Consider the following 16,501-nt stretch of genomic DNA (forward strand, 5'->3'; position numbering starts at 1 on the left):
TTCTGATAATTAACTCAATGTCTTGATTCTAGTTTAGACATCGGATTCTCTATTTAACATCTTCAGTAATTTGTTTTTTACGGATGTTAATTGTTCGGATTATTTGAACTGTATGTTGCGCATGTCCCTAATAGGCTAAGTGCCAAATTAGTGACGTCAAATCTATGGCTTTTTGCCTAGACACTTGTCAATCTACTGTGAAGTGCGCGTTAATGTTCAGATACAATCTTGCCTTTTTCTTATCCATTCTATTGTTTCCATTTGCCTCCTATGCGGATACAACGGGTCTTGTTATGGATCTGTCTATTGACAGCGTGTCTTACGACAACGACCAAGAGGTGGCTTATACGCTTGTTTTAACGAATGAGTCGGATAAAGCTATCGCTGAGTTGGGCGTTAAAGATGAGCTGTTAAATATCTTAACGACAGATGACCAAGGGAATAATGTCAGCGCGTTCTCGCAAGTCTCGACTCAAGCGCAATCCTCCTTCCTGTCATCTCCAGGTGATTACAGTCGCTTCGGAAACTTAGATGCATCAGGTGTGCGTATTGCGGCTGGTGGGTCGGTGACCTACACCATGGTCGCCACCGTTTCTGCTGACGCAGCCGGTACGATTGATAACGTCGCAAATGCGAGCACTGGACTATTGGATGCTGTTGAATCAAATACAGAATCCATTCAGCGTGGTGTGTACCAACATGATGTTGTTGTTTCAGTCGATAAGACGAACTATCAACTCAATAACAAACTCACCTACAAGATTAAGGTTTCGAACACTGGCGATACGTTTATTCAGACGATCGACGTTCAAGATGTCATTTCAGACATAAAGGCACTCAATATTGAAGGGGCTTTGCAACAAGCCTTTACTGACAACGTTAACTCAGTAAGCAAGGTTGAAGGCAGCAAAAGCGATCCAGGCACCTTCGCCGAATCAGGGGACTTATCAGTAAGTGCTGCGTCGATTGATATAGGTGGGTCAGTGACTTACGAAATTCAAGCGACCGTTGCCGACAATTTAGTCGGCGACATTGTTAATGACGGTATAACCGCTGAAACACGCGATGACTTGGTCACAGTGGATGAGGTTATCACTCCACCCACTGAGCCTAGTATCACCCTGACACATACCTTGAACCAATCGGATAACTACCTAGTCGACGATGAGTTTTCCTATACGGTCACGGTTGCTAACCAAGCAAACACTGGTATCGCGTACCATTATTCGGTTCAGCAGTTTCTTGCGGATCTTGAAACCGATCTAGGCAACGATGTCAGCAACGAAAAGAACGCAACTGACACGGTTGGTAACCCTTACGATTTTTGGACCAATGAAGTGACCTCGATCGGTTCTAATAGCCTTTCTGAACTCAATGCATCTGGAAAGGAGTCCAACAAGTCACTAGAAGACAAAGTGTCTATCTATCCCGGTGAGCAGATTGTTTATTCCGTTGTGGTGGACGTTAGCCCTGTGTCTATTGGTCAAATTCCCCAAGTTGCAGCCCGAGTGGTTGATGCTGATGGCCACGCAGATTCTGGCGATGCTTTGGCCAATATTCTCGATTCGAAAGACGTTCTGACGACGTCATCAAGTCAAATTACACGTAATAAGAACACCACAGATACGACTTATGTTCCGGGGATAGTCGGTGATAACGAAGTGGTCTATGACATTGTTATTTCTAACAAGGACACAGAGTTCTTCGCCAACGATATCGAAGTTGTCGATAAATTTGCTTGTATCGTGACAGAGCAAACGGATGGCTCTAATGCTTCAGCATTTTCCGAGTGGAAGCTTGAAGTCGCTGATAGAAGTGGTGAAGGATCGAATTATGGTTCATTTAATTACAATACTTGGACAACAAACGACATCAATTTGAAAGTCGACCTCGCACCTGAGGGCTTCGTTCATTATAAGCTGACCGCAAAAGTGGCAGACACCAGTGTGGGGCAGATTGTTGATGATGGTACCGATGCCGGCTTGTGCTTAGGGGATAACTTAGGCGAGTCGGGTTCTGGCGTCCAAATGCCAAACTCGAAATTAAAGGTCCAAAAGGAAGTGGATTCTCGTTACTACTCAGCTGGCGGTACCCTGAACTACGACATCACGGTAGAGAATAACGGTGACGGCTATGCGATTGATATACCGGTTTATGATGATTTAGTCTCTGTCATGACTCAGTCTATTAATGATACACCGACTAAAGCGTATTTGAGCTGGATTATTACTGCGAAATCTTATGCCTCTGACGGCTCAATTTCGACAAACAGTGATCCCGGCTTTACTGATGACATAGAAGGTAATCAGAAGAATCAAAAGATCTTAGATGTGAAGGCAAAGCTAGCTCCACACGATAAGATCGTTTATAGCATTGTCGCGATCGTAAACCCCATTGCCGATGATGAAATCCGTAATGAAGTGACGGTTGACAGCGTACTTTATTCCGATAGAGGCTCATACCCACGAGATTACTACTTAGTATTGGATAAGCGTGTTGATGGTCATGACGAACAAAACGCGTATACCGACACCACCAATACTGTCACTTATACGATCAGCATTACCAACCCAGCAGGGAACGGTTTCGCCTCTAACATCAATGTTAAAGATGAAATCAGTACCATAGAAGCAGAGTTACTTCACGAGCCGGGTGGAACCAAGGCCGTGTTCTCTTCGTGGACGATCAGTGCAGAAAGAGAGGCAGACTCCCCGTGGGTGAAAGCCGTGACTGACCCTGGATCGTTCTCGGATAACAATGATCTGGATGCCACCGCTCAGATCCCGCCAGGTGCGACGATTACTTATACCATTGTTGGGACACTCGATCGCAGTGTCGACAGTGAGATTCTTTGGGGAGCATTCACCAATACCGCAACAGTGACGGGACCAGATACTAATCTATCGGATACGGTACGTACCTATCCTAGCGAGCCGAATCTTGTAGTCGCTAAGACCGCTCAAAATACCGACTTTGTTGTAGGTGAGCGCGCTACGTTCGATATTTATATCTATAACCGCGGTGTTGGCTATGCAAATGACGCAACGGTACAAGATAGTATTTCAGCGCTTAACTTCTTTAATAGTTGGACAATTGTAGGTTCGACCAACACAGATAAACCGGGTTCTCGTTACGGTGACATTGCTAACGACACTGACATCGATACCGACGTTGATATCACTCCCGGAGGGTGGGTTCACTATGAGGTGAGCGGCATTGTTAAGTCTGACTATGAAGAAGAACAAGTATCGAACCGTGTTGATGTTTACGATCCTATTACAGACCGTGACCACAGCTCTTCCGCTCAAATAGATAACTCACACAGTACCTATGACATCAATGTTTCATTAGCCAAAACGACCGATGTTGTCCGCTACACGCCGGGTGAAGATCTCACCTACACCATCGTTATTGGCAATAACAGCGACACTGATGAGACCGATCTTATCTTCATGGATCGCCTGAGTGAGATCACTACTACGCTAGCGAATGATAAAGATGGTGAAGTAGAAGATGTTCTTAATCAAAACCCGTTTGACTATTGGTCTGTTGATACTGGCTCTGGTTTTGGCCCTCAAACGACTGAAGATGTGGAGTTCCCAGTTTCAATTCCGGCCAAAGACTTTGTCACGGTGCGTATTAAGGCGCATGTCAAAGACAATGCGGTATCTAACGGTGTAGCGGACAGAGACGGCGGCATAATCCGCAACGAAGCCGTGCTGATTCATGATGATAATGCCGGTTGTACTGACGATTGTGAGTATGCCAAACGTGCCGTGGCTGAAAACCATCAGGTACATAATAACGGCGGCGTTGTTCGCACTACTAACATTAACCGCTACTCTCCGGGAGATGAGTTGACTTATACCATTAGGTACAACTCTCAAGATGGACATGGTTATCGAAACAACGTAGACGTTAACGAACTGATTAATGACATATCAGTGGAGCTACAAGATGGCAATTCAGGTAATCCATTTTTCAATGATTCGGTAGGTTCAAACAAGTTTACGGTGGCGGTTGCTAAGAGCGATCCTGCGAACGCGGGTACAACAGATGGTACCAAAGACGGTGATGTTGCGAACGACACTGACATCGTAACCTCGATTGATATCGATGCTGGCGAAGACGTGACTTACACAGTAACAGGTACCGTAAGACCGGATGCGGTCGGTGATATTCATTATCGAGATACCGTCGTGATTCCCGATGGCTACCATTTAGATTTTGATAAAACGACTGATGAAGCGGTGTACGAGCCCGCTCAAACCGTGACCTATCACTTAGTGATTGAGAATGACGGCAAAGGTAACGCTCACGATATTCCAATCGTCGATAACCTCGAAGATATTACGGTCAGCTTAGTGGATGGTAATACAGGACCAGCGTATTCAGATTGGACCATCACATCGATCGCAACTGGAACTGATTCTGAGTATGTGGATGCGGGCGCAGGTGCTGGCAATGTTTACACATCAACCAACAGTAACCTAAATGTTGAAGCCGATATTCCGATGGGCGCTAAGCTTGAGTACCAAGTTGTCGCGACCATCAATGACAAAGCCAATGGCGATGTTGTTAACGTTCTAACCGTCGATGGCGACACGATATCTCATGATATTCGTCAAGAAGCTCGAAAAGTTGATTTTGAAAAGAACATTCTGGCGTATTACGACACGGATGGTAATGAGTTGGTTGGTGCTACCAATTACATGCCTGGCGGCTACATCGAGTATGAAATCCTAATCGAGAACATCGCATCGGCGCACGTTGATGACATCAGTTTACGTGATGATATCGACCAGATAACGACTCAATACTACGATGGAACTCGCGGTTCGGCGTTTGATAGTTGGACGATTGAAACTTTCGCTGATGGATCGGGGATTTCAGATCCTGATGTAGATAACTCGATTAAAGACAATCAACCGATTGATACGCACTTTGATATATCGGCAGACAACTTTGGCGGTGTAGTATTGTCATCGTTTGTGCGTTACGTCATCAAGGCCAAAATCAGTCCGAAAGCAGTAGGTTCTTTCACTAACCGAGCGTACATCGATGAAGATGACGGAAATGAACTAATTGCCGTATCTCCACCTGCAAAGATGGCTGAGCCTGAAATTTCGTTCTCTAAGAAAGCATTTTATGACGCAGGCCTCTCCTCGGCAAAGACTGAGTATTCTCAAGTCGCTGGTGAAAGTGAGGTTTACTACCGAGTTCAAATTAAGAACACGGGTAATGGTATTGAGTATGGTTCTCGCCTTGAAGATACTATTTCTGCAATTCAGACTCGCATTGCAGAAGATGCCTCGACGTCTGGCACTGACCCTGTCGGCCAGCCATTTTTATCTGGTTGGGAAGTGCAGCTAGAAAAAACGGCAGCGGTAGGTTCGATTACAGACGCGGTTGACTTCGTTTCTGGTAATAACGTCAATATTGATAACGACATTGTTATCGCGCCTCAAGAAAGCCTAACGTTCACCATCCATGCTGAGATTCGTGAGGATGCGTTGGGCGATATTCAAAACAAAGCGAATTATGACGGTAAGGTTCGTACTGCGACTCTAATGCCACTAGGAAATAATATCAGTGTTGAAAAACGCGTGGTGTCGATTAACGGCAACCCGTTCAATGATGGGGATACCTATCTGCCGGGTGACGAAGTTGAGTATGAATTTGTAGTCACAAACCCGGAAAACGGTTGGGCGAATGATATTCAGATCAAAGACACAATCACAGACATTCAAGTCGAAGTGATTGGCGGTAAAACGGAATCCGCTTTTGTTTCTGGCGATATGACCCATGAAGTCAGCAATGGTATTGATGCCAATATTGATACTTATGTACCAAGCTACAACACCAGTGGCAACCTTGACATTGAAACCGATATTGCCGCGGGAGAAGTGCTGACCTTTAACTTAACCGGTGTCGTTCGTGACGACGCTTTGGGAACTATCGAAGCCAACCGAGTGACGGCAGAAAATGAGTCTGCGACGTCAGAAACTATCCCACCTCAAGAAGCTGAGCTCGACTATTTCAAAACCTTGGTTTACACCGATGGTGAATCGGCTGGTTGTTCAGTTCCTTCAAACGATGGCAGTAGCTGTACCTACGCACCTCGCGGGGATGTTGAGTATCAAGTTACGCTAGAGAATACGGGTGATAGCATCGCGAATGACGTGAGTGTTATCGATGCTATTCATACCATCAAAACCGAAGATGGTGATGATGCGTTCTCTGAATGGACCACCGCGATTGCTGTGGAACCTGTTGGTTCTTATGACGTACGAGGTAACTACAACGGCAGTGTACCATTGAATGCAACTGTCGACCTTCGCCCAGGTGAGCACATTGTATTTGACGTGAAAGGCAGAGTTTCTACGTCAGCGACAGGTACCATCACCAATACAGCACAAGTGAATGGCGATAACACCAACGATATTGTCCTCAACCCTGGCCGCTCGAACATTCTAGTTGATAAGTGGACAGATACACCTACGTACGTACCTGGTGGAACGGTGAATTACTACATCGATATCACCAACGATGATGTGGATTCTGGCCTGTTTTCGATTCGTGACATGATTAGTGGTTTTGAAGTCGAAACTGTCGATGGCTCAATGAAAACGGCACTGACAGAATGGACGGTTGATTACGATGTGCTTTATAACTCGGCGCCGTCAGACCCTGACGCTAATGATTTTTCAGAGCTAGATAAGCTAGTTGCTCAAAACAGTCCAGACATCGATTTACCTGTCGAATCGATCAAGATGGCAGGGCGTGACGATGCCGGTACGGGTGGCGGCGATAAGTACACAGTTGTCCGTATTCACGTCCAAGGCAAGGTACGAGATGACGCGATTGGGCGCTTCACCAATACGGCTTATCTGCGACATGGTTTGGACGATTCGAAGATCGCTCGCTTACGAGAAGGCTTTATCACGCCGAAGTCGGGTCAATTGGTTCTAACCAAAGAAACGACGCCAATTGCAGAACCTGATGCTAAGTATCAACCGGGTCAACCTATCTCATACAAGATCACCGTGGCTAACACAGGTGAAGGTTACCTTGTCGATCAAGTCCTGACGGATCGCATCGATACCATCATGACAGAGGTGGCTAACAGCCCAGATCAAGAGCAAGCGTTGACAGGTAATTGGATCATTAGCGACGAACAGCTTGATGGCAGTGGCGATCCAGCCCTGAACGCTCGCAAAGATGTGGTTAATAACGCACAGGGTTATACTGCGACTTACAGCATTCACCCGGGTGACAGTTATTCATTTGTCGTGACCAACACTGTTAATGATAAGGCCAAAGGTGAGATCACTAACGTCGTTAAAGTTGATAGCGACGACGGTGAGCACTCTGCAGACGCGACCTACATTCCAGAAGATGCGCAAGTTGAGATCACTAAAGATGTCGATAAAGCAGAGTACCTTCCGGGAGAAACACTTCAGTACACCGTGACTGTTAAGAATAACGGCTTAGGTTGGGCTGAAGATGTTGCTATTGAAGATGCGCTGAAGTCGGTTGAAACCACGATTGCAGGTGGTGCGACTGAGCAAGCTTTTGACCCTGCTTCAATCCAAATATCTGCGGTATCGACAACCGGTGAAACCCCAGTACCGGATGCAACCCGTGGTGAAGACCTTAATGAGACTCTCGATATTGCGCCTCAAGACAGCATTGTTTTCACGATTCAAGTGACGACTAATCCGTTGGCGACAGGCGATATTACTAACATCGCATCAGCGACCTTTAACGGCACAACATTTGATGACAGTGCTACCAGTACACCAGTGTTGGCGACGGTTTCGGTAAAGAAGACAGTTGATACGCCATCGTATGAAGTAACCAAGCTGATTAACTACGACATCACCGTAACCAACAGCTCTGATGCGTTTGCATCTGGTGTTCAACTTCAAGACATCATCAGTGACATTCAAGTCGACACGACCGCGGATAAACAAGAGTCGGCATTCCTACTATGGGAAGTGAGCTTTGACGCCTCGGATGATCGCTCTGTTGTCACTCCCAAGACGTTCGACTTGAGTGAAGATATCGATGTGAGTATGGATGTGGCGCCACAAAGTACCGTGACATTCCATGTTAAGGCGTTGATTCGTACGACGGCGATTGGCGATATCAGTAACACGGCAACCATCACTTATAACGGAACACCACAAGACTCAACGGTAGTCATGACACCGAAAGACTCTGAGTTTGTTGCGACGAAAACTAACGTACAAACCGAGTATGAGCCGGGTGGTGAGCTGGAATTCTTGATTACCATTGAAAACACCTCTAACAACTACATCAGCGATTTAAGTGTTGTCGATGACATGAGCACAATAGAGGTGGGCTATTACGATGGTACCACTGGGCCTGCTTTTGTTGCTGGAACCACTTCTTTGGTTGTTGAGTCAACCACGGTAGGAACGACGACGGAGCAAATTAGCCCGATTGAGTACAGTGTGGATATTGCACCGCACGGCACAGTTGTGTTCCGCTCAAAAGGCACCGTAGTCGATACCGCGACCGGACACATCATTAATACTGCGCAAGTAGATGGCGGCGATGTTATCAGTCCTCCAGTTCAAACAGTTGCGGCTGTGGTTCAAGCTGAGCTGTTTACCGATGCCCCGTATTACGTGCCGGGAGAGCAGGTTGAGTATCACTTAGTGGTGCAAAACATAGGCCGAGGTATAGCCAAAGATGTCGCGCTTTACACCCAGTTCTCTGAATCCATGGGTGATCATATTGATGGTAATTTTAGTAATGCGTTTGATGAATGGACACTAACGGCAACATCAGAAGGGGCTGAAACTCAACCTGGCACCTTTGATGACGACAAAGACCTGTTCACCTTGGTCGACATATCGCCGGGCGGCAAGATTGATTACACGTTCACATTGACGGTCAACGAAGACATGCTGACTAATATCGATGTGCTTGGATACTACCTCGACTTAACTGGTAGCCCAGCGATGCGCGCTCGTTCTAAAGGCATGTTGGCCTCTGAAACCTCGATGCAGGCAGTGGCAGATCAAGTATCTGCTTTGGATTTGCCGCCAGTGGGTGCTGATCTGGTTGTTGAAAAACGTTCTGATAAGCCTGAATACACCGAAGATGACGACAGTGTCACTTATTACTTAGCCGTGACCAACAACGGTCAAGGTAACGCGGCTAATGTTCGTCTAACCGATGAGATCAGTGGACTACAAAACAGCACAGGTAATAAAGTCTTTATCGATTGGACAATTGAAGGTGTGGAAGTCGACGACTCGGGCGCGGTTATTCAGCGTCATTCTTTCCCGTCGAATAAAGACTTAGACACTACCGTTAACCTGAAATCCAACAAACGAAATGCTTACGCGTTTGAGGTCGTGGGTACGCTAGGTAAGGGCTTGGATGACGACATTACCAATACCTTTACGGCGACCGAATCTGACGGTACCGAAACCAGCGACAGTGTAACTACTCATATCAAGAAGATTCCTGATAATTCTGGAGAGTTGGAGCTGACCAAGTCTGCGTTGCAAGATACCGCGCAAGTGGGTGATGCGGTTGAGTACGAGATCATCGTTGAGAACAACAATGAATCTTACTTTAAGAACGTGACTGTGGAAGACCGTTACCCAGGTGGTCTGAAATACATCGTGGATACATCAGAAGTTGTGCTAAGCGGCATTGATGGTGAGTTCGGTACGGAAGACGATCAAGTTATCTCTCAAGATCCATCAGATACGGGCAAGTTAATGTTCACATCGTTGAACTTTGATCCGGGCGAGAAGCTGCGTATTCGTTACTTATTGCGTGTCTCGGTAGGTGCCACTTTTGGTGATTACATCAACACCGCAGTAGCGAAGGTTGATGGCTCGGCTGTTTCTAATGAAGACACCGCCAAAGTGACCATTGAGCCGGACAAGGTGTTCGATACCTCATCGATCATCGGTAAAGTTTTTGAAGATCATAACAAAGATGGATTCCAAGCTGATGCAACCGCGTTTGATGTTGAGCTAACTGCGAACTTAGCAACACAAGGCTACATCGCTGATTCGACGCACATCATTCGTGATGGTCAAGACGTTGCTATTCAAGATGGTGCGATAACCACTGCACTTGAACAAGGTTTGGAGCTTGGTGACCTTTGGGGACATTCAGTGAACCGAACACTGCCAGAAACCAGCAAAGTGGTGATTCAATTTAAAACTCGCACACAGCAAAGCTTTGATTTCTACGTCACAACCGATGCGGGCTCTCGTATCGAGTTCGACGCACAAGGTCAGATTCAGTTTAAGCATGAATCGGACAAGAAAAAGGGACTGAGCGCGGAAAACCTCAACGTAACCAGAAACCTGTATCGCGATGGCGAGGATTACCTGTGGGAAATCGTTATCGAGAACAAAGGTATTTACGAAGATGGTATTCCGGGCGTTAAGTTGATGACGGTAGAGGGAATCGTTATTTACACAGACCAGTACGGTCGTTACCACGTGCCCGACCAATGGGTACTCAATAAGAAAGGTAAGAACTTCCTCGTGAAGTTGGACACTGATTCGCTCTCCACCTCCATGGAAGTGGTGAGCGAAAACCCAAAAGTGTTGCGAATTACCCCGAACAAGCTCACCAAGTTCAACTTTAGCGTTCATCGCAAAGACCAACAAAGTGAACAGAAGTAAGCCATTGGAACCGTAACTGGAAATTGTATGAAAGTATTTAGTAAGTCTCGTTTAGCGACGTGTGTGTTAACGGCCATTCCTGTGATGGCGGTAGCGAAAGACACAGGTAAGCTTGAAAAACTCGGTTCTGAGACGACTGGCATTGAAATCACCAAGCCGAACCAAGACCAAGACAGCTCGCGTATTTACTTAGAGCAAGGCGCTATTTGGGCAAGCCGTGACATCACTCGCTTTGACCCAGTATTAGATGTCAGTGTCAGCGATGAATTAGAAGTCGAACAAGGCACACTGCGTGACAGCGTCGGTTTCACCATTACCACCAACTACGGTTACTACATCAAAAAGTACCAGTTGGAAGTGTACCGAGTGGGTGACTTTGGTCTGTCTGAGCCAATCGCTGTGCTTGAAGGCGATAAACTGGCGAACGACTCTGACATCAATTGGGATGGTCAAACTGATGTTGATTATCAGTTTGAGGTCGGTGAGCAGCTGATGTTCCGCCTAAAAGCGTGGGACAAAGATGGCAACATGGATGTGACCACCGTTGGTGTGACTGACTTAGTTAAGCCGGACTCTGAAGTCGATATCGACCGAAACGATAACGACGATGAAGAGAGCAAAGGTAAAAGTTACGGACAGGCAAAGCTGATGCGTCACAACATCCCGACCAATGCGGGTTTAGCGAAGTTCATCGGCACTGGCTTGAAAGGCGTAGATAAAGTCATCATCGGTGAAGATGAATTTGATGTCGAAGATGGCAACTTATATGCAGAGCAGTACTTACCAACAGACTCCTACATTTTCCCAACCAAGGTTGTGTTTGATAACGGTGATGAACGTCGTTACAAGCTTTACGTTCGTATTCCAGATACGTACTACGCACAAACTGGCTTGGCTGATCTTTATGTTGGTAAGAATAATGTGTCTGGTAATAGCGATGCATTAAGTGTCGATGACCAGTACCAAGATGACATCTACAACCAAGGTCGCTTAGCGTACTTTGGTCAGGGTAAATTTGGCGACAAACTTCGTGTAACAACTCACTTTGATACGCGAGAAAGTGAAATCAAAGACATGTTCAAACATCCGTTCGCCTCAGACGATTCGGATGTGTTCGATATCCTCGAAGACGACGATGAGCTTTATTACGGTAACTATGGTGACAGCTCAAACATCGAAAAAGTGGTCAACACCAAGGGCAAGGTTTACCTCAATGTGGAATACGATAAGTCTCAATACTTGTGGGGTAACTACAACACGGGTTTAACAGGCACTGAGAACAACGATTACAACCGTAGCCTCTATGGTTTCAAAGCTGATTATCGCACTCGCGATACTACACAATACGGTGAAGATCGTCTGAACATGGTCGGTTTTACCGCAGAAGCAGATTCGTTGTATGCACACGATGAGTTCTTGGGTACAGGCGGCTCTCTGTACTTCCTTCGTCATGGTGAAGCGGTACCGGGAAGTGACAAAGTTTACGTCAAAGTAAAAGATGAATCTGGCCTAGTGCAGAATGAAATCCCACTTGAGCCGGGCGTCGACTATGACTTTGACCCGTACCAAGGTCGAATTATTTTGACCAAGCCACTCGACAACATCCTATCCGACAGCTTTGGCAGCGTGATTGAAAACGGAGACGATTACGAAAACTTTCTGGTTGTCGACTATGAGTACGTCCCACAAGGTTCAGATTCATTAGATGCGATGTCTTACGGTGGTCGTGCTAAAGGTTGGATCAACGATTACGTTGGTGTTGGCGTGACGTATGCGACTCAAGAAAAGGACAACCAAGACTACGAGTCTTACGGTACGGACTTAACGTTGCGTGCAACAGAAGGTACCTACATTAAGGCTGAGTTTGCACACAGTGAAGGCAGGCAAACCGAGTCGAATTTCGTCTCTACCGATGGTGGTTTAACCTTTACGCCCATTGGCGATACGTTAGAAGATCGCGAGGGTGACAGTATCCAAATAACGGCTGTGACTAGCCTTTACGATCTTGCTCCAACCATCTTTGGTGCCGTTGGCAATGACCTTAAGCTTTGGTACCGAGACAAAGACGCGGGATACAGCTACGCGAGCAGCAGCGATGATCTAGAGCAAGAGGCATACGGTGCTGAAGTTCGTTTACAAGCTACTGATCGCTTGGCGGTTCTCTCTCGCTTCTCGACCAATGAAGAGCGCGATGTCGATGGTAATCTAGAAACAGATACTGAAACGATTGAGATCGAGACTCAAGTCAAAATCAACGAGCACATCAAAGTTTCGGCGGCAGGGCAACAAACTGAAGAGCTTAACCAAAACGACGAGCACAGCGATGCGACCTTAGCGGGCGTGCGTTTGGAATACATGTGGGACAGCGAGAACAGCGTTTACGTTAAAGGGCAAAAGACCGTCGATCAGTCGGATGACTATGATGAAAACGACAGCGCGTCGATTGGCGCTGAATTCCAAGTGTTGGAAGACTTGTCTCTTGGTGGCGAATACACCGATGGCGACCGAGGCCAAGTAGCAGAAGCGACTGTGACTTACGATGTATCCGATGACCACTCAACCTACGTAACTTATGTAGATGATAACTACGAAGGCCAAAACAACGTGATTGTTGGTCAGCGTGCAGATCTCACCAGCAGTGTCGATTTTTACCAAGAGAACCAGTTTGTTGATGAAAATGATGGTCATGGCCGTATCGACTCATACGGCTTTGGCTACGATGTGACGGAAGATGTCGAGATGGGGATTGGTTATCAGCTTGGTGAAATTGAAGATGACCAGAACATTACCACAGAGCGTGAATCTATCAGCTTCAATGCCTCAATTGACCTAGATGACATAACCCTTAGCCACAAATTTGAATACCGAGTGGATAAGAGTGAAGACGACCCTGACATCGCTCAGCGAGAACTTCAACAAATCGTGACGACCAACCGTTATACGCATCACTTAACGGAAGAGTACACATTGTTCGGCAAGTACAACTACTCCATTACCGAAAGCGAGACTACGGGCGAAACTATGGCGCAATTTACTGAAGCCACTGGCGGCCTCGCGTATCGTCCGATCTACAACGATCGACTCAATTTACTGAGCCGCTACACGTATATTGCAGATTTCGATCAACTGGATCGCGATGTGGATTATCAAGACGAAACTAGTCAGATCATTGAAGTTGAAGCGATCTATTCGATTGACCAACATTGGGACGTCGGTACTAAGTACGCCCATAAAGACAAACAGCAAGCTTTTGAACGAGCATCTGGTGCGAATGAGATGGTTAAAAGTGACATCGACCTATATGGACTTAGCGCTTCTTATCGCGTGATGAAAGAGTGGGATGTGACGGGTGAATACCACTGGAAAACAGACACACTCAACGATGAGCTAGAACACGGTGCGCTAGTTTCGGTGAACAAGCACATTGGCGAGAACTTTAAAATGGGGATTGGTTATAACTTCTCTGCGTTTGATAGTGACTTAACCAATGATGACGACTACGACGCATCTGGTGTGTTCATTAACTTAGTCGGTAAGATCTAAGCCTGCCCAAGTGGGTCGAAAGTTAAGAGTTGAGAATTCAAAGTGACAGTTAAGAGTAAGATGAAAACAATTATTTTCCTAATAAGCGCAGTGATGAGTACTTTGTTGCTGTCCGGCTGTGCAACCGACACGTTCGTGAGTCAGGAGAACCGAGACAAGTTTGCTGGCATCGATGTGTCTAAGTTTTTAATCAGCGAGTGTTTGGCGCCAGAGCGTGAGGTGCATATTGCCATCGCAGAACATTTTGCGTTTGATAGATATCAATTACGCGACCTCGACAAGATCAACTTAGATACCTTTGTTAAAGAGATCAGAGGCCTCGAAGGGCGTATCACGATTGTCGGCCATACTGATTTCAAGGGTTCTCTCGAATATAATGAGCGCCTTTCACAGCGCCGTGCTAAATCGGTCGCAGATTATTTGAAAGGGCAACTAGACCCAACGCAATATGACTGGGAAGTGAAACATCTTGGTGAGACTCAACCTCTTCTGTTTGGTAAGACAGATAAAGACCGAGCGGAGAACCGCCGTGCATTTATCGTGTTTGAAGAAGCTCAGAAGTACGAAGAGATGCCTTTCTGTGAGCCGCCAAAACCAGAACGTAAAGTTTATATGGCAATGACGCCGCACTTCGATTTCGATAAGTCAGTACTCAAGCAAGAAGACCTAACTCAGTTAGATGACTTCACAACTAAGTTGAGCGGCCTGCAAGGTAGCATAATGGTGGCAGGGCACACCGACCAAGCGGGTTCACTTCCTTACAATGAAAAGCTGGCAGAGCGCCGCGCAGAAACGGTGGTTGAATACCTCAAAACCAAACTCGACCCTAAGCAGTTCATCTGGGAAGTGAAGTCATTTGGTAAGTTGCAGCCTGCGATTAATGAACGCTCTGAAAAAGCCGATGCATTAAACCGCCGCGCGTTCATTGTGTTCAAAGAATCTGATATTACCGCCGAACAGCAAGCTCTTGCTGGCAGCGAACAAGAAGCGGTGAGCAGCGAGAGCGATTAGAGTTCACCGAAGAATAACGAATAGTTGCCTTTACAATAAAACGCAAAAAGCCCCATACGTTGGGGCTTTTTGTTGCTCGCTCTACGGATTAAGTCGGGTCGAAGATCTATTCAGATGGCAAATTTTGCTTTAACTCTAAAAGCATTCGATAAGCACTTTCGCCAGACATTTCGTACGGGTTAAATTGATCAGATGTTGAAAACTGTAAATTAACCAGTTCAGTTAGGCTAGATTGTGGAATATCACCCATAGACCAATCACCAAACTGCCTACAATCGATCTCTTTGAAATATAAAATCATGACGTTTTTGTGTCGCGTGTCATTCAAGATATGATTGTAAGTATGGTTCACTGCGGTTCTCGAACCTTCAATACATTGCAGGAAATACTTATCATTGTGGCTTAGAAGGCCTGTTAAATGGCTTTGCTTATTGCGGTCGTGTGAAATCTGAAGAATGTCGTTCAAAGCCTGAGAATCGCAACTTTCACAGAGCGTACTGACATAAATTAACCGAGTTAGGAACATAGGCATCATTTCGAATTTTTTTTCAAAGGGTATTAATAAATATAAGCCAAGATCATGGAATTGCGAGTTATTGATTTAATTGTCACTCGGTGGCTTTTGGAAGAGAAGAGGGTGGGGATGAAGTAGAAAAGGGCAGGTTGCAAGATACGCCAAAATGACTCGAATGTTGGCCATTCAATTATTTTAGCGACCTGCTTGTGAGCTCGTTAGTTGTTTAGAGTTGAAATCGATTCAAAGTTAGAAGAGGAATCAAATCGAACGTTGACCAACACATTTTCACGTTCGAAAGTCACATCATCAAAGTCAGTCGTTGCGATCTTAAATCCATTTCTTGCGAATAAACTCGTCACCGTTGTTCGTTGTTTCTGTTCCATACCGCATGTCAGTAGTTCGTTCATCGTGATCTTCATTAGGTAACCGTGTGCATAGTGTAAGCGTACAGACTCTACATTATAAGATCAATTGCTTAATCGATAAGCTATATTGATATGTTCAATTGAGTGATTCAGGTATTTAAAAGCCGGATGGATAGTGGGCAAGGGAGTTATGCTACCTATGACAAGTGGAGCGTTATGTGACCACTGTTCAGCATTCCTTGAACACGAAGTTTGTCGCAAAAATCGCGTTGAAATAAGTGGTTACAAAGCAGGAGGAACCATGCCCGCCGTTTAGTCTGTTTGGTCGGTTATTGGAACCATTATCGGCCTATATCTAACTTAACTAAAGTACACAG

The 16,501-nt window shown here is 45.9% G+C and carries 5 protein-coding genes; 3 read left to right on the plus strand and 2 right to left on the minus strand.

Going from position 1 to position 16,501, the window contains the following annotated elements; genetic code table 11:
• Positions 1-293: 293 nt before the first annotated feature.
• Genes AB6D93_RS01630 through AB6D93_RS01640 form a run of 3 tightly spaced genes read left to right on the plus strand, consistent with a single transcriptional unit; the run spans position 294 to position 15,242 of the window.
• Positions 294-10,688 carry a DUF11 domain-containing protein gene (locus AB6D93_RS01630; protein ID WP_102333179.1) on the plus strand — a complete coding sequence of 3,465 codons (10,395 nt, stop codon included), beginning with the start codon at positions 294-296 and terminating at the stop codon, positions 10,686-10,688.
• A 27-nt stretch (positions 10,689-10,715) separates the two neighbouring features.
• Positions 10,716-14,231, plus strand: coding sequence for a hypothetical protein (locus tag AB6D93_RS01635; protein ID WP_102333180.1), 3,516 nt, complete (start codon positions 10,716-10,718; stop codon positions 14,229-14,231).
• Positions 14,232-14,291: 60 nt separating this feature from the next.
• On the plus strand, positions 14,292-15,242 hold the full coding sequence (locus tag AB6D93_RS01640; RefSeq protein WP_102333181.1) for an OmpA family protein: 951 nt from the start codon (positions 14,292-14,294) through the stop codon (positions 15,240-15,242).
• Positions 15,243-15,348: 106 nt separating this feature from the next.
• On the opposite strand, the gene AB6D93_RS01645 is transcribed toward AB6D93_RS01640, so the two are convergent.
• Together AB6D93_RS01645 and AB6D93_RS01650 are read right to left on the minus strand one after the other, a co-directional pair.
• Entirely contained in the window at positions 15,349-15,768 is a 420-nt protein-coding gene (locus tag AB6D93_RS01645) for a BLUF domain-containing protein (RefSeq protein WP_017067227.1), read from the minus strand.
• 206 nt (positions 15,769-15,974) lie between these two features.
• Positions 15,975-16,166: a hypothetical protein gene (locus tag AB6D93_RS01650; RefSeq protein ID WP_102333182.1), complete on the minus strand. Its 192-nt coding sequence runs from the start codon at positions 16,164-16,166 to the stop codon at positions 15,975-15,977.
• Between the last annotated feature and the right edge of the window lie 335 nt (positions 16,167-16,501).

Origin of the sequence: Vibrio sp. 10N.247.310.23 (assembly GCF_041467155.1) — a bacterium.
GTDB classification, from domain to species: domain Bacteria; phylum Pseudomonadota; class Gammaproteobacteria; order Enterobacterales; family Vibrionaceae; genus Vibrio; species Vibrio crassostreae_C.

Coding starts and splice junctions, on each gene's coding strand:
- AB6D93_RS01645 (WP_017067227.1), bottom strand. CDS start 15,768: ATGTTCCTAACTCGGTTAATTTATGTCAGTACGCTCTGTGAAAGTTGC.
- AB6D93_RS01650 (WP_102333182.1), bottom strand. CDS start 16,166: ATGAACGAACTACTGACATGCGGTATGGAACAGAAACAACGAACAACG.
- AB6D93_RS01630 (WP_102333179.1), top strand. CDS start 294: ATGGATCTGTCTATTGACAGCGTGTCTTACGACAACGACCAAGAGGTG.
- AB6D93_RS01640 (WP_102333181.1), top strand. CDS start 14,292: ATGAAAACAATTATTTTCCTAATAAGCGCAGTGATGAGTACTTTGTTG.
- AB6D93_RS01635 (WP_102333180.1), top strand. CDS start 10,716: ATGAAAGTATTTAGTAAGTCTCGTTTAGCGACGTGTGTGTTAACGGCC.